13 protein-coding genes are annotated in these 16,191 nt (G+C 58.9%); 3 read left to right on the forward strand and 10 right to left on the reverse strand.

Translation table 11 applies throughout. The features are described 5' to 3' along the window. Positions 1-4: 4 nt before the first annotated feature. From B3729_RS23225 to B3729_RS23235, 3 genes are read right to left on the reverse strand one after another with little or no spacing between them, the layout of a single operon-like run. Entirely contained in the window at positions 5-631 is a 627-nt protein-coding gene (locus B3729_RS23225; RefSeq protein WP_074820823.1) for a 2-dehydro-3-deoxy-6-phosphogalactonate aldolase, read from the reverse strand. Continuing rightward, positions 624-1,598, reverse strand: a complete 975-nt coding sequence (locus B3729_RS23230; RefSeq protein WP_286789134.1) for a 2-dehydro-3-deoxygalactonokinase — start codon at positions 1,596-1,598, stop codon at positions 624-626. The genes B3729_RS23225 and B3729_RS23230 overlap by 8 nt, the downstream gene beginning before the upstream one ends. Further along, positions 1,591-2,394, reverse strand: coding sequence for an IclR family transcriptional regulator (locus B3729_RS23235; RefSeq protein WP_286789135.1), 804 nt, complete (start codon positions 2,392-2,394; stop codon positions 1,591-1,593). Before B3729_RS23235 ends, B3729_RS23230 begins: the two co-directional genes overlap by 8 nt. A 151-nt stretch (positions 2,395-2,545) precedes the next feature. On the opposite strand from B3729_RS23235, the gene phoB reads away from it, so the two are divergent. The 3 genes from phoB (at position 2,546) to B3729_RS23250 (ending at position 6,024) form a co-directional block, all read left to right on the forward strand. Continuing rightward, positions 2,546-3,235, forward strand: a complete 690-nt coding sequence (phoB, locus tag B3729_RS23240; protein ID WP_010796254.1) for a phosphate regulon transcriptional regulator PhoB — start codon at positions 2,546-2,548, stop codon at positions 3,233-3,235. Positions 3,236-3,252: 17 nt separating this feature from the next. Beyond that, positions 3,253-4,587 (forward strand): phosphate regulon sensor histidine kinase PhoR, encoded by a 1,335-nt coding sequence (gene phoR / locus B3729_RS23245; protein WP_409438647.1) that lies wholly within the window; start codon positions 3,253-3,255, stop codon positions 4,585-4,587. Between the two features lie 69 nt (positions 4,588-4,656). Continuing rightward, positions 4,657-6,024, forward strand: coding sequence for a hemolysin family protein (locus tag B3729_RS23250; protein ID WP_010796256.1), 1,368 nt, complete (start codon positions 4,657-4,659; stop codon positions 6,022-6,024). A gap of 57 nt (positions 6,025-6,081) precedes the next feature. Here the strand turns inward: B3729_RS23250 and B3729_RS23255 are convergent, their stop codons facing one another. The 7 genes from B3729_RS23255 to B3729_RS23285 all read right to left on the reverse strand — a co-directional run bounded on the left by B3729_RS23255 (position 6,082) and on the right by B3729_RS23285 (position 16,116). Then, entirely contained in the window at positions 6,082-7,986 is a 1,905-nt protein-coding gene (locus B3729_RS23255; RefSeq protein ID WP_286789137.1) for a sensor domain-containing diguanylate cyclase, read from the reverse strand. A 208-nt stretch (positions 7,987-8,194) separates the two neighbouring features. Beyond that, positions 8,195-9,097 (reverse strand): peptidoglycan DD-metalloendopeptidase family protein, encoded by a 903-nt coding sequence (locus B3729_RS23260; protein ID WP_125889591.1) that lies wholly within the window; start codon positions 9,095-9,097, stop codon positions 8,195-8,197. A gap of 111 nt (positions 9,098-9,208) precedes the next feature. Next, positions 9,209-10,057: a response regulator gene (locus B3729_RS23265; protein WP_010796259.1), complete on the reverse strand. Its 849-nt coding sequence runs from the start codon at positions 10,055-10,057 to the stop codon at positions 9,209-9,211. A 127-nt stretch (positions 10,058-10,184) separates the two neighbouring features. Beyond that, positions 10,185-10,910 carry a phosphate signaling complex protein PhoU gene (phoU, locus tag B3729_RS23270; RefSeq protein ID WP_010796260.1) on the reverse strand — a complete coding sequence of 242 codons (726 nt, stop codon included), beginning with the start codon at positions 10,908-10,910 and terminating at the stop codon, positions 10,185-10,187. A gap of 322 nt (positions 10,911-11,232) precedes the next feature. Continuing rightward, on the reverse strand, positions 11,233-12,054 hold the full coding sequence (gene pstB, locus B3729_RS23275; RefSeq protein ID WP_037030598.1) for a phosphate ABC transporter ATP-binding protein PstB: 822 nt from the start codon (positions 12,052-12,054) through the stop codon (positions 11,233-11,235). 74 nt (positions 12,055-12,128) lie between these two features. Further along, a complete protein-coding gene (gene pstA / locus B3729_RS23280; protein WP_244322641.1) occupies positions 12,129-13,799 on the reverse strand; it encodes a phosphate ABC transporter permease PstA in 1,671 nt (556 codons plus the stop codon). 61 nt (positions 13,800-13,860) lie between these two features. Beyond that, positions 13,861-16,116 carry an ABC transporter permease subunit gene (locus B3729_RS23285; RefSeq protein ID WP_286789138.1) on the reverse strand — a complete coding sequence of 752 codons (2,256 nt, stop codon included), beginning with the start codon at positions 16,114-16,116 and terminating at the stop codon, positions 13,861-13,863. Positions 16,117-16,191: the final 75 nt, after the last annotated feature.

Below are 16,191 nucleotides of genomic sequence, written 5' to 3' on the forward strand. Positions count from 1 at the left end.
ATGATTACTGGCCGATCAGCGCTTTCCAGCCAGCAGCAAACGCATGCGCGCTGCGGCTGACGTCTTCAGAGGTCATGCCCGGCTTGTAAATAGCCGAACCCAGACCAAAGCCATTGGCGCCCGCCTTGACGTATACGTCCATGTTGTCGGGCGTGATCCCACCGACCGGCAGCAGGGCCGTTTCCTTCGGGAAAACCGCACGCCATGCCTTGACCACTGCCGGACCCAGCTGCTCAGCCGGAAACAGCTTGAGCGAGTCGGCTCCCGCCTCCAGTGCTGCAAAGCCTTCGGATGGCGTTGCCACGCCCGGTGCACTGATCAGCCCGGCCGCCTTGGTCGCGCGGATCACCGCCAGGTTGGCATTGGGCGACACAATCAGTTTGCCACCGGCAAAGGCTACGTCCGCCACCTGGCGCTCGGTCAGTACGGTTCCGGCACCGATCAGGCAGTCGTTGCCCAACTCGGCAGACAGCAGACGGATGCTTTCCAGAGGCTCAGGCGAGTTCAATGGAATCTCGATCAGACGAAAACCGGCCTCGTACAGGGCCTTGCCGACCGGCACGATCTCCGCAGGCGTAATGCCGCGCAGAATGGCAATCAGGGGCAGTTGTTTCATGCAGGCGTCAAACATGGCGGGTATCCTCCTGAGAAGGGGTGGCGGCAGTCACCAGACCGGCTGCACAGGCGATGCGCCACAAGCCGGTACGGGTGGCCTGCTCAAGCAGACGTACATCGGTAATTTCGAAAAAGGCCAGGGCGTCCTGATAGCGGCGACACAGCGCCGGATCGCCAATCAATACCAGCGGTGGGCAGACGGCTCCCTTCAGGCTGGCCACAACACTGCGCAGCTCTTCACCGATCAGCAGGCCCGAGAGGTAGTCCAGGCTGTGGCGCGCGGGCAGATCACCGGCCAGGAATAGGCTGCGAGTGGTGAACAGACGGCCAATAACGCCTTCCGCCCCGCTCTCACGGGCATTGGTGAGGCCACGCATAAAGGCGTCGTTGGACGGCTCGCTGCCCTCTTCCCGCGCAGGACGACCCAGAATCGAATGCTCACGCAGGACGGCAAACAGCTCGCCGGTCATATAGGTGGAAAAGTGATCGAGCCGGCTACCGCGGATCGTTGCCCACTTGCTGTGCGTGCCGGGCAGCACCAGCAAGGCATGATCTGCCAGGGCGGGCTCCAGTTCGAGCGCGCCAAAGATCTGGGTCTCCTCGCCTCTCAATACGTTTGGCAATGCGCCGCGCTGCATCACGCCAGGGATCAGGCTCAGCTCACCGCAACCGCTGTCGAACGTCAGCAGGCCTTTTGCCAAGCTACCCACATCGGCCGGGCAGTCCACATAAGGAACCTCACGCCAGCCCTGCCGGCTGCCGATCATGCCGGCGGCAATGGCGGGTACGGATGGCCATTGTGCGCGCCAATCGCCGACCAGCTCACGAAAGGCCTTGGCGAAATCACCTTCAGGCGTATGCAGAATGCCCCAGGGCTGCGAGCGGGTATCCAATATCTGGCCGTTATCTCCCAGCAGATACGCGCGTAGTGATGAGGTGCCCCAATCGAGGCCGATCAGACGTGGCGTTGCCGTTTCATTCATGACTGACTCCACCCGAGGTTGTCCATCCAAGGTCAAAGGAAATGGCCCGTGCGCAAGCGATGACATCCGGGCAAAGATCCCGCAGGCGTGCTTCAGGCATATAGGGAATCGCGCTGGCGACACTCAAGGCCGCCACGATGGCGCCGCTGGCATCGCGAATAGGAGCGGCCACGCAGCGAATACCCAGCTCGTTTTCTTCCAGATCAAAAGTGTAGCCACCCGCAGCATAAGCCTGCTGCTGGGCCAGATAGTCCGGCCAGGGCGTAAAGTCCTCGCGCAGACCCGGTTGCCCGGCGCGCCGTCTGAGGCCTTCCTCGTAGAGCAGGTGCCATTCGGATTCGGGCAGATCAAGCATGAGGGCCTTGCCTACCCCGGTCAGGGCCAACGGCATGCGCAGCCCGACGCGCGAGCGCATTTCAAGGCCGCGGGCTCCGGGAAGCTTGTCCAGGTAGAGCACGTCGCCGCCCTCCCGCACGCCCAGATGAACGGTGTCCTGGGTCAACGCCGCGAGCCGCTGCAGGTGGGGCCGCGCCAGGTTGGTCAGCGGCAGCTGGTCACGGGCCTTGAAGCCCAGCTCGATAAGCTTGGCTCCCAGTTGATACTGACCGGCAACGCTACGCAGATAGCCAGCCTGCACCAGTGCATTGACCAACCGATGGGTGGTGCTGCGCGTACAGCCGATCACCTCGCCGATGGCAGCCGGCGTACGGGCGCCCTGAGCGATGGCATCGATAACGGCCAGGCCTCGAAACAGTGCCTGAGCGCCAGCAGGCGCGTTGTTGTTTTGATCAGACATGGCGCTCACTCTATTCCTTTAAAACTGCAATCTCAATATGTGAATACTGATCCCATATTATGGGATAAAGAAGTGTTCGACGACTTGTCACATGACTGCAACAATTTGGTTATCTAATGCGCGAGCATCGTGCAGAACAGTGAGGAGAACCATGGCGGGCAAGTCGATTCTTATCGTCGATGACGAGGCGCCCATTCGCGAGATGATCGCGGTTGCGCTCGAAATGGCGGGTTATGAATGCCTGGAAGCAGATAATGCGCAGCAGGCTCATGCCCTAATCGTCGACCGCAAGCCCGATCTGGTCCTGCTCGACTGGATGCTACCGGGTACGTCCGGCCTTGAGCTGGCGCGCCGCCTGAAGCGTGACGAGCTGACGGATGCGATCCCGATCATCATGCTCACCGCCAAGGATGACGAGGACAACAAGGTCCAGGGTCTGGAAGTAGGAGCCGATGACTACATCACCAAGCCCTTCTCGCCTCGCGAGCTGGTCGCCCGGTTGAAAGCGGTACTGCGCCGTACAGGCACATACGACAGCGAAACGCCGATTGAAGTGAATGGCCTGATTCTCGATCCCATCAGCCACCGCGTAACCATTGATGGCTCACCGGCTGAAATGGGGCCGACCGAATACCGTCTGCTGCAGTTCTTCATGACGCACCAGGAACGTGCCTACACCCGCGGTCAGCTGCTGGATCAAGTATGGGGCGGCAACGTCTATGTCGAGGAGCGTACGGTAGACGTGCACATTCGCCGTCTGCGTAAGGCCTTGGGTGAAACCTACGAAAATCTTGTGCAGACCGTACGCGGAACGGGCTATCGTTTCTCGACCAAACTTTAAAAACGGGATGTGCTGCCTTGAACATGGATTGGCGTTCACTGCTGGCCCGCCATATCTGTCTGCTCCTGGTTATTTGCCTTCCCCTGGGCTGGCTGACAGACGCTTATGGCGCCATGCTGGCTGCCGGCCTGTTCATCTATCTGATATGGATGTCCTACCACATCGTCCGTCTTCAGAAGTGGCTGGCCACGGCCGAAGAAGGGGTGGAACCCCCGGAGGCCAATGGCTTCTGGGGCGAGATCTTTGACAGTCTCTATTATGCCCAGCGCCGCGAACGTGAAAAGCGCCACGCCCTGGAAGCCGTGATCGAACGTGCCCAGGCCTCTACTGCGGCGCTGCGGGATGCCATTATCCTCATCGACCGCAACGGCAACCTGGAATGGTGGAACCGTGCCGCCGAACAGCTCCTGGGGCTGCGTCAGCCGCAGGATTATGGTCAGCCCATCGCCAACCTGGTCCGCCATCCCAAATTTTATGAATACTTCAACAAGGGTGACTATCAGGAGCCGCTGGAACTGGCTTCGCCCGTGAATGCCAATCAGCACCTTCACATTCTGATTACGCGCTTCGGTGAAGGTGATCGTCTCCTGCTCGTCCGGGACGTGAGCCGCCTTCATCAACTGGAACAGATGCGCAAGGATTTCGTTGCGAACGTCTCCCACGAGCTGCGTACGCCTCTGACCGTAATCGCCGGCTATCTGGAGACCTTGGTCGATAACGCCGCCGAAGATACCAATCCGCGCTGGCTGCGGGCCCTTGGCCAGATGCAGCAACAGGCCAGCCGCATGCAGCACCTGATTGATGACCTGCTGCTATTGGCCAAACTGGAAGCGACCGACTACCCTGCCGAAAACAAACCCGTCGCCGTAACGCCACTTCTGCAAATCATCCAGCAGGATGCACGTGCGCTCTCAGGCCAGCGCGGCCACAAGATCACCCTGGATGCCGACGCGAGTCTGGCCTTGAAAGGCAGCGAAGCCGAGCTGCGCAGTGCCTTTTCGAATCTCGTTTTCAACGCTGTGAAGTACACGCCGGACGGTGGTCAGATCAGGATTCGCTGGTGGCAGGACGCCCATGGTGCCCAGATGTCGGTTTCCGATAGCGGGCCGGGCATCGAAGCGCGTCACCTACCCCGTCTGACAGAGCGCTTTTATCGGGTGGATGCCAGCAGAGCCTCCAGCACCGGCGGTACGGGCCTGGGGCTGGCCATCGTGAAACATGTCCTGATCCGCCATCATGGACACCTTGAAATCGAGAGCACTCCCGGCAAGGGCAGTGTTTTCACCTGTGTTTTCGAACCCTCCCAGACGGCCTCCATGACGGCCTCTGCAATAGCCGTACACCAACACTGATGAGCGAGACTTGAAAGTCGCTCGTCAGACCCCCATGCTAGGGCCAACTTTTATCACTTTGAACCCCTAATGGACCCTTCCCCTAGTTTCGATACCTCAGTACTTTTCGCTGACTTCGGTCTTGTTCTTTTTGCGCTGCTGCTGGTGCTGCTCAACGGCTTTTTCGTAGCCGCCGAGTTCGCCATGGTCAAGCTGCGCGCCACACGTGTAGAAGGTCTGGCTGAAAGCCATGGCTGGCGCGGCCGTATCCTGCGTACCGTGCATAGCCAGCTCGATGCCTATCTGTCCGCCTGCCAGTTGGGTATTACCCTGGCCTCCCTGGGTCTGGGCTGGGTGGGCGAGCCTGCCTTTGCCGAGCTGCTGGAGCCTCTGCTCCGCATGGCTGGAGTAGATACGCCTGAGCTTGTACATGGCATCGCGTTCTTTACAGCCTTCTTTATCATCTCCTATCTACACATCGTGGTCGGCGAGCTGGCGCCCAAGTCCTGGGCTATCCGCAAGCCGGATCTGCTATCGCTGTGGACAGCCGTCCCGCTATACCTGTTCTACTGGCTGATGTATCCCGCCATCTGGCTGCTCAACGCCAGCGCAAACGCCATTCTGCGTATCGCCGGCCAGGGCTCGTCCAATGGCGATCACGAGCACCATTACAGCCGTGATGAGCTCAAGCTGATTCTGCACTCCAGCCGCGCGCTGGATCCTACTGACCAAGGCATGCGTGTGCTGGCGTCGGCGGTCGAGCTGGAAGAACTGGAAGTGGTGGACTGGGCGAACTCACGTGAGGACCTCATCTACCTGGACCACACGGCCTCGCTGGAAGAGATCCTGACCATCATCCGTCGTCACAAGTACAGCCGCTACCCGGTTTACAACGAGGAAGAGAACGTATTCATCGGTGTCTTGCATATCAAGGACCTGTTGCTGGCAATCGCCGGACTGGATTCCCAGGCCGAGTCGTTCGAGTTGGACGAGTTGATCCACCCGCTTGAGCGTGTCTCCAAGCACATGCCGCTCAGCCGCCTGCTCGAGCAATTCCGCCAGGGCGGCGCGCATTTCGTGCTGGTCGAAGAGGCTGACCACAAGGTCGTAGGCTTCCTCACTATGGAAGACGTCCTGGAAGTGCTGGTCGGCGATATTCAGGACGAGCACCGCAAGGCCGAGCGTGGCGTGTTGGCCTATCAGCCCGGCAAGCTGCTCGTCCGTGGCGATACCCCGCTGTTCAAGATCGAGCGCCTGTTGCACATCGACCTGGATCATGTCGAAGCGGACACCATGGCCGGTCTCGTCTATGACAGCTTGAAGCGCGTACCCGAAGAGGACGAGGTTCTGGAAGCCGAAGGCCTGCGCATCATCATCAAGAAGATGAAAGGTCCGAAGATCATTCTGGCCAAAGTCATCAAGCTGGGCGGCGAAGAAGATGCCCTACGGCATCATTGATCGATGCCTATAAAAAAAGGCCGGCATTGATGCCGGCCTTTTTCTTTTCATGCACGCTTAGACTTCGCCAAAGTAGGCGCGGTTGCGGCCTTCCTGTTTAGCATGGCTCAACGCCTTGAGCGCCGTGTTGATCAGACTCTTGTCACTGTCGTCCAGGGTCGGCACGATACTGGCGATGCCGGCGCTAACGCTGAAGCTGACGGTTGCACTGCCGTACTCCAGGCGCAGCATACTTGTTTCGGCGCAGATCCGATTGGCCAGCGCCACTGCATCAGCCTCGCCAGTGGCCGGCAGGACAAGCACGAACGTGTCATCCCGGAAGCGGGCGGCCATGTCGCCTGCGCGCTTAGTGTAGTTCTTCAGCAGACCGGCCAGCGCCCGCAGGCATTCATCGCCGAGCGGGCTGCCAAAGGCATCGTTGATTTCCTTGAAATGGTCAATGTCGATCACGACCAGCGACACAACCACCTGATTGCGCTTGGCGCGGTTGACCTCTTCGGTGAAGTGGCGATCGAAGCATGGACGGCTCAAGGCTCCGGTCAGGGTATCGATCGTACTCAGACGAATGACCTCGTCATTGGCTGCTCGTAATGCCTCATTGGCCCGCTCGAGCACATCCACCTGCGCCTCGATATGCTGTTGCAGCTCCTCATTACGCTTGTGCTGCCGCTCCAGTGTCTGCTGCTGAGCCTGCAAAGCCTGCTTATGCCGCTGCACCTGCTGATTGCTGGCCAAAAGGGCTTCCTTCTGTATGTTCAAACGCTCGGCGCCCTCATGGTCATGGCGGATATCCAGCGCAACGGACAGCAGCATGAACTCGAAGGCAAAGCCGATGATTTGCACATCCAGGATAAACGGTGACAGCGTGATCCAGTCCAGGATGGCCATGAGCATCAGTATCGTGCTCACCGCCAGTACGGACCAGGCAATGGCCAGGTACTTGGCCGACGGATTGCCCTTTCGCCACAACGACAGGGTCATGGCAATCCCCAGCAGGCAACTCACAAGACCTGCCGGCTCGATCATCAGGAAGCGGACCAGCATCGGCTCGATAGCAATCAATGCTGCTGCCAAGGCCCAATAACCGATCAACCCCAGGACGACCAGCCGCCATCCCCGGTAGCGATCCACATTGAGGAAGCGCCGGGCAAACACGATGGCCGTAAGAAAGCTCAAGCAGCCAAAGCCTACATAAGTTCGGATGGAAAACGCAGGCCACTCCGGCCACAGATAGCGCTGGCCGATGCCGGTCAGGCTGAGTTCATAGCCCAGGATGCTGACCAGGTAGAGGCAATACCATAAATGATTGGGGTCGCGCTGCCGCCAGTACCGGCTGCCGTTATAAACCAGCAGGGCCAGCATGAAGCCAAAGAAGAGCGTCAGCAGGGCGAGCGAAGTCTTCTCCTGCGCCTGGTAATGCTCCGGTGTCATCAGCCACATCGGAACCAGCATCGGCTCATAGGAGCGCAGGCGCAGGTAGACGAACGCCTTGTCACCTGCCGAAAGGGTTAGAGGAAAGACAAACGCCCGCTCCTTGAGGGAACGTATGCTCATGGGCAAGCTATCCCCAGCGGTTTCGACCGGCCCCCATGACTCGCTGGACTGGGAGCGAACCCGCACATCGACCTGATTGAGAATGGGTGGCTGAATCACCAGGTAGCGCTGCTGAGCGCGATCGGTGGGGTTGTGCACTTCGAAGCGTAGCCAGGCACCGATCTGTTGCCGACCCAGATTGACCGTCTCATCCCCCAGTGACTGCCAGCGATCCTCAAGCCCTGCCGCCGCTGCCTGCTCGAAGGTCAGGGTAGCGGAAGCCTGCAGGTAGCTCACCGAGTGTAACGAGACCTTCTCCTGCGCGTCGTTCAGGATCACCGCCCGGGGCAATGGATCGAACAAGGTCTCAGCCTGCAGCGACGCGCTGAAGAACACGATCCAGAACAGCATTACCCCATACAGACGCATCAGTCATTCCTCGACCAGACCTGAGAATGCTCGGTTCATACGTTAAGAAAGCAAGGCTTTCTATGCAGCATTCCATCACTGCAAACAACCGAAAGCTTGCAATTACTGGGCGTTCCCAACAACCCGCCGCTCTCTAATGAGACAAGTATGGCGAGTCAGAACGACGCTAGAAAGAAATTTGAGAGGTAAACCGCAAAACAATCAAGCGTTACGGCCCACCCACAGCAAAATTAGGCAGGCTGTCGACCGGCTGGGCAAACCGGAATGGAATCGACTCCAACGCCAGTCCTGTGTTGCGCTGTACCACAAAATGCAGGTGCGGACCGGTGCTGTGACCCGTGTTGCCGGACAGCGCCAGCGGCGTACCGGTCATCACACGCTGTCCCTCCCGCACCTTGACCGAGCCCTGCATCAGGTGCAGGTACACACTCATGGTGCCGTCATCGTGCAGAACACGCACGAAATTGCCCGAAGGGTTGGCGCTACGGCCCTGTTGCTGATCGTTTTCAACCTTGACCACAGTACCTGGACGCGACGCAATGATAGGCGTGCCCTCTGGCATCGCAATATCAATGGCGTAACGTCCTCTGGGCGTGTTATGGCTAAATGCACCGTTTGCCCCCTGACTGATCCGGAACGGCCCTCCCACCCATGGCAGCGGATAGGCATAATCTCGCGCGCCCTGCCCTGGGTCGCCCATCGCATAGTTGAAGGTCGGCTTGTAATGAATCGCCACTCCCTGCACCTCTTTCTTCAAGCGCATCAGGGTAGTGGTGCTGTTGGGGGGTAGAACGCGGCGGACCGAAGCCGACTCGTTGATACCAGCCACGTTCTTGAGCTGATCCAGACGAAGCTCGACCTGAACCGGCACCAGCAGGTCGTTACGGGCCTCGAAAACAGTCTCGTTGCCCAATTTTTTCGTATTCAGCCGAACCTGACGCTCGATACGCTCGTTGGTATCGTCCTCAAATACAAGTACCTTGGCGCCCTTGGTAACCTTGTCCGTATAGGTCACCACACCGTTGGCATCCGTGTATTTGTAGATGGGCGAAGCCCACGTCGCTGCCGCCAGCGTGAACGAGCCACATAGCAAAAAGAGACGTTTCAACATGCAGGTGCAGAACCAGGCGCTTTTCAGGGGGCGCAAGCCTATCAGTGGAACACGCTCCCGACGAGGCTTCACTCGTCGGGATGTGATGATCGGCATCGGCATGATGGAAGCTTACGCGCCGGGAACGTAGTGCTTTTGCGCCGTACCGCGGGCGATCAGGCGGGACAGGTATTCCAGCTTGGCCGGGTCCTTATCCACAAAGCGGAAGAACAGCTGCAGCCATTCGCTGGAAGGCTTGGGCTCCAGGGCTGCAACGGAGTGCAGATAGCCGTTGAGGCGGGCAATCTCCTGCACCTCCTCACCCTGCTCCAGATCCAGTACAGCGTTATCCAGCACCTGAGGCAGGATATCGCCCCGCTTAACGATCAGAACGGCTTCCTTGAGGCTCAGGGCCTTGATTACACAAGCCATGCCAGCATTGGCCAGGCGCAGCTGACCTTGACCGAAATTGACTTTTCCGCCACCAGAAGAGCGCGCCGCGGCTTGGCCCGGCTGGCTATTGGTCAATGCACTCAACGAGTCGTTGGCAAAAGCCGAGGCTGCACGCTGGGGGCCACGAGCCACGAGCGCTTCCAGCTTGCCGACGCGACTTAAAGCCTTTTTGACCTTAGTGATCAGTTGTTCGTTGGTGAACGGCTTGCCGATAAAGTCGGAAACACCCGCCTGAATGGCCTGCATGACGTTGTCCTTGTCGCCACGGCTAGTCACCATGATGAAAGGCGTTTTCTGATGAGCCGGCTCGCTTCTGCACCATGTCAGCAGCTCAAGACCCGACATTTCCGGCATCTCCCAATCGCACAGGATCAGATCGAAGGATTGCTTGCTCAACATTGTCTGAGCCTTGCGTCCGTCCGCTGCATCCTCCATTTCGATACCCGGAAGTTGGCTACGTAGCCCTTTCTTGATCAAGTCGCGGATAAATGGTGCGTCATCCACAATCAGTACAGATACCTTACCCATCGATTACTCCATGAAGCCCCGAACGCAGCTTCATGGATCGCTGAACGCCACGTCGGGAAAGCAAGCTTACTCGCAGCCCAAAAGCGTAGCTGAGAACATGGCCGCCTTCCTGTCGGGGGCCATGGCATTAGTCACGCGGTTTGTTGACTTCCTCTGCCATCCGGGTCAGCCCCAGGTGGCGTACATCCGTTCCACGGACCAGGTAGATCACCAGCTCCGCAATGTTGCGGGCGTGATCGCCAATGCGCTCCAGCGAACGCAGCGCCCAAATGACGCTGAGTACGCGGGAAATTGCCCGCGGGTCTTCCATCATGTAGGTCGCCAGCTCACGGATCGCCGTCTTGTATTCACGGTCGACGATCTTGTCGTGCTGGGCGACGGAGAGGGCCAGCTCAGCATCGAAGCGCGCAAACGCATCCAGTGCCTCCTGAACCATCTTGCGTACCTGTTCGCCAATATGGCGCACTTCCACGTAGCCGCGCGGGGCTTCACCGTCCTCACAGAGTTCAATGGCACGACGTGCAATCTTCGAGGACTCATCGCCGATCCGCTCAAGGTCGATCACCGACTTGGAAATGCTGATGATCAGACGCAGGTCCGACGCTGCCGGCTGCCGACGCGCCAGGATGCGCAGGCATTCTTCGTCGATGTTGCGCTCCATCATGTCGATCTGATCATCGATTTCCCGCACCTGCTGCGCCAGACCGGAGTCGGCGTTGATCAGGGCACTTACGGCATCACTGACCTGCTTCTCGACCAACCCACCCATCGCCAGCAGATGGCTACGGACTTCTTCGAGTTCGGTGTTGAACTGCTGCGATATGTGGTGGTTGAGGCTTTCTTTGCTGATCATGGCGTTGTCGTCCTGTAAAGAATGGAGCCAACCCCCTCGGGCGGCGCTCCCTGGAACAGACCGCATCAACTACGTGGCACTGCTTACCTATAAAGCTGTGATTGCCACTGTATCGTCAGACTGCCCGGTTTATTTAGATTCCTTTCTGAAAAGATGCTGAGCGGTAACACCACCTGAGCCATGCGCAGCGCCCGATTGGGTTATCGGCAAAAACGCGCTTGAGTATAGGGGCAGTGATTGACTTCCTGGTCAGCAACACCTTTCAGTGGGAAACCCGATAGTTAAATAGACATAAGGTAGGCTATAGAGTGTGACGGTTTCATTACCCGTAACGCCCTGTAATGTAATCTTCGGTCTGTTTCTTGGTCGGGTTGGTGAACACGGTGTCGGTATCGCCATACTCGATCAGCTTGCCCATGTACATGAAAGCCGTGTAATCGGATACACGAGCGGCCTGTTGCATGTTGTGCGTCACGATGACAATGGTGTATCGCGTCTTCAGCTCATAGATCAGCTCCTCGATCTTGAGCGAGGAAATCGGATCCAGGGCGGAGCTGGGTTCGTCAAGTAGCAGCACTTCCGGCTGCACAGCGATGGTTCGGGCAATCACCAGACGCTGCTGCTGACCGCCGGAGAGGCCCAGTGCCGACTCATGCAGGCGATCCTTGACCTCTTCCCAGAGCGCAGCCCCCTTGAGCGCCCACTCCACGGCCTCGTCAAGCATGCGCTTTTTCTTGATGCCCTGAATGCGCAGGCCATAAACCACATTTTCATAGATGCTTTTGGGAAACGGGTTGGGCTTCTGGAATACCATGCCGACCCGGCGCCGCAGTTCGGCCACGTCGGTCCCCTTGGCAAAGATATTCTGTCCATCCAGGCGAATCTCGCCATTGATCCGGCAGCCATCGACCAGATCGTTCATCCGGTTGAAGCAACGCAGCAGCGTGGACTTGCCGCAGCCCGAAGGCCCGATAAAAGATGTGACACGTTGTTTGGGAATGTTCAGGTTGATGTCGAACAGCGCCTGCTTCTGTCCATAGAACAGGTTCAAGCCGGGTACTTCCAGGGCCACGGGCTCAGCCGCCGGGTCAAGCCCTTGCCGCTCACGCCTGCCAACATTGAGCCCGAACCTCGGCCGTTGCATTTCACGCATGGATGACTCCATTGGGCCTCTCGGCCGCGTTGGGGCGCCACGGTATGCCGAGCGCCCGGATTCGTTTAGTTGTCCATCGCCCGATACTTCTCCCGCAGGCGATTACGGATCGCCACCGCCGAGAGATTGAGCGCAGCAATCACCAGGACCAACAGCAACGCCGTGGCATAAACCAGCGGCCGGGCCGCTTCGACGTTCGGGCTCTGAAAGCCGACATCGAAGATATGAAAGCCCAGGTGCATGATCTTTTGATCCAGGTGCAGATAGGGGTAATTCAGATTCACGGGCAGTGTTGGCGCAAGCTTTACCACGCCCACCAGCATCAGCGGCGCCACTTCGCCCGCTGCGCGCGCAATCGCCAGGATCAGCCCTGTCATCATGGCCGGGCTGGCCATCGGCAGCACGACGCGCCACAGGGTTTCAGCCTGAGTCGCACCCAGCGCCAATGACCCCTCGCGTACGCTTCTTGGAATTCGGGCCAGTCCTTCTTCGGTCGCTACGATCACCACCGGTACAGCCAGAATGGCCAGGGTCAGGGAGGCCCACAGCAGGCCGGGTGTCCCAAAGGTCGGAGCCGGAAGCGACGCGCGAAAGAACAGTTGATCAATCGAACCGCCCAGCACGTAGACGAAAAAACCCAACCCAAATACGCCATAGACGATGGCCGGAACACCGGCGAGGTTGTTGACAGCGATACGGATCAGGCGCGTCATCAGCCCCTGCTTGGCGTATTCGCGTAGATACACAGCGGCAATCACACCAAAGGGCGTCACGATCACAGCCATGATCAGGGTCATCATCACCGTTCCGAAAATAGCCGGGAACACACCGCCTTCGGTATTGGCCTCACGCGGATCGGAAGATAGAAACTCCCATAATTTGGCGAAATAGAAGCCCAGCTTCTGAAAGCTGCTCATGGCGTTGGGCTGGTAGGCGTGGACGACGTTACCCAGGCGAATCTCGGTTTCCTGCCCGGAGGCATCCCGCACCGTGAGGCTGTCGCGTTCGAACTCCTGGCGCAATGCGTTCAGCTGTGTCTCGAGGTCATGGTAGCGGGCATCCAGCTCGCTGCGCTCGGCAGCCAGATCCGCCTGGGCAGCCGCGTCAAGCCGGTCGTCCAGCTCAAGGCTACGCATCTGGAGCCGGAGACGCTCGATATCGTGATTGACACCACCAATCTCGACCTTCTCGATACGGCTGATCCGGCTAGCCAGCGAATCGATGCGCTTGAGACGTTCACGCATCGCCGGCAGAGCCGCATCCCCTTCCGCAACGACCCTGCCCGCCTCCTTGACGTTGACCAGATAACCGTAGAAGTTGCCCCATTCGCGGCGCTCCAGCGCAATAGCATCCTTAGGGGATTTCTGTTCCTGAAGCCAATCTCCTACGACCCAGACGAAATCACTGCCGTACAGCTCCCGATTGCCCAGTTTGACGAGTTCCCGGGTCATGAGGGTTGATCCTTCCGCCTCGACAGGCAGTCCGGCGCTCTTGAGTCGCTCCCGAGGTACCTCTTCGGTCTGGACAACCTCACCCATGATCATGCGGGGCGTCTCGCCGGGTACGGCATAACGCGCCTCGATCACATCAGACGGCCAGAAATGGGCCAGACCGCGCACGGCGATGATGGCGATCAAACCAATGGTCATGATCACAGCAATGGCCACGGCGCCCCCGCTCAACCAGATGCCCGGCGCACCGCTTTTGAACCACTGCTTCAGGGAGTCCTGCTTCACGGAGTTCTTCACTTATCAGTTCCAGCCCCTGTCCAGGGTGCTACGGCCGCCAGGGCAGCGCTTACAACGAGGCATATTTCTTACGCAGTCGATGACGGATCATTTCCGCCAGCGTGTTCATCACGAAGGTGAAGGAAAGCAGCACCAGTGCCGCCAGGAACAATACGCGGTAATGCGTGCCGCCAACCTCCGACTCCGGCATTTCCACCGCCACGTTGGCCGCCAGGGTCCGCATACCTTCGAAGATATTGGCATCCATGATGGGGGTGTTACCGGTAGCCATCAGTACGATCATGGTCTCGCCCACGGCACGCCCCAGACCGATCATCAAGGCTGAGAAAATGCCTGGGCTGGCCGTCAGGATCACGACCCGGGTCAGGGTCTGCCACGGCGTTGCGCCCAGCGCCAGCGAACCGTAAGTCAAGCTGCGCGGCACGCTGAAAATGGCGTCTTCGGCAATGGAAAAGATATTCGGGATGATGGCAAACCCCATCGCCAGGCCTACGATCAAGGCGTTGCGCTGGTCATAGGTAATGTGGTGCTCATGCAGCCACAAACGCATATCACCATTGAACCACCAGGTTTCCAGATGAGGGCTCATGCTCAGCGCAAACCAGCCTGTAAGCAGCACCACAGGAATAAGCAGCAGGCTTTCCCAGCCGTCGGGCAGGCGGAAGCGAATGGATTCAGGCAGACGCGACCACACAAGCCCTGCCAGGACAATGCCGATCGGTACCAGCAGGATCAGGCTGAAAATTCCCGGCAGATGGCCCTCTACATAAGGAGCCAGGAACAGACCGGCGAAAAAGCCCAGAATTACGGTAGGCAGCGCTTCCATCAGTTCAATAACCGGCTTGACCTTGCGGCGCATGCGCGGCGCCATGAAATACGCGGTGTAGACCGCGGCAGCAATAGCCAGCGGGGCCGCCAGCAGCATGGCGTAGAACGCGGCCTTGAGCGTACCAAAGGTCAGTGGTGCCAAGCTCAGCTTGGGCTCGAAGTCATTGCTTGCCGAGGTGGATTGCCAGACATAGGACGGCTTTTCGTAGTTTTCGTACCAGACCTTGCCCCACAGGGCTGACCAGGAGATCTCCGGGTGTGGATTGTCCAGCGCGAAATTCATGAGCTGGCTGTCACGCTCAAGCAGGACATGGTTGGCCCGCGGCGAGAGCGCCAGCCGGCCGTTGCCGTCAGCGATCTTCTCGGCCAGCACCGTACGCCCGGCGGTGCTGTGGAAAACGCCCAGGTTGCCCTTTTCATCCAGTGCGATAAATCCCTTGCGCCGCTGCTCGGCCACGATCTGCGTGATCGGCGCGTCCTTGAGATGGAAAGTGCGAATGTGCTGAAGCTGGGGTTCGCCGTCCTTGCCACGTGCCATGAACCATTGGCTGATACCTCCCTTGGCATCGCCTACGAGCAGCGAAATCCCGCCAAGCAACTGCGCCGTCACGGTAACCTGGTTATGCGCATCATCGATCAGTCTGTAATGACCATTAAGGGTGCGGTCGCGCAGATCAAAAACATCTGCTGCCGAGCGCCCATTAATCACATACAGCCATTGACCCCGAGGATCCAGATGCAACGCCTGCACCGTTTGTGAGAGGCGAGGCAAGTCGATTCGCTGCTGCTCAAGGGTGGTTTCGCCCGTCAGCATGTCTTCCGTACGGGTCAGCTTGAATACCAATAGTTCGGATGCATTGGACGCGGCCAGGGTCAACTCGCCTTCGCCTGCCGTCAGGCTCAGATGCTCCAGGGCGCGCCCCTCAGGATCGACCACGACCGGTGCCGGCCCGTAGGGATAATCGACCTGAGGCACGATGACCCGCTTGTTTTCAGGATAGGTCGACTTATAGATGTGCCGGACCAGCAGTGCCCGCCCATTGGAGAGCCCTAATGCCAGCACCGGCTTGACCAAGTCCTGGGCAACCGAAACCACCTGGGTACCCGAGGGAACCGGCAAAGCCTGCCGATTCAGCTCCGTACCATCCTTGACCCTGAAAAAGACCAGATCGCCCGCCGGGGTGACCTGCATGCCGACTTCGTTCTGTTCCTCCACGCTAAGCACAAGTGGCGCTCCGGCCTGTTGTAGCCAGGCAGGTGTCTGTACGGCCTCGGCTGTCAGCGTAGCCCCTTTGAAGAGCGGCAAGACCACATAGGCCAGGTAGAAGAAGATCAGAGTGATCGCCGCCAGCACGGCCAACCCACCGACCAGCACGTACCACCGCGTGAAACGATCCATGCTGGCTCGCCAGCGGCGCTTGCGACGCATCGCAGGCGTATCGAAATCGATGCGTGCAGGGGATCGGGTTTGGTTCATGAATAGGAAGCCTGGTCCTTCGTCGCGCAGAGCCTAAAGACGAGATATGACAATCAGATGACAGTAATAAGACAC

The sequence above is a fragment of the Pseudomonas sp. UBA3149 genome (genome assembly GCF_002364655.1).
GTDB lineage: Bacteria > Pseudomonadota > Gammaproteobacteria > Pseudomonadales > Pseudomonadaceae > Chryseomonas > Chryseomonas luteola.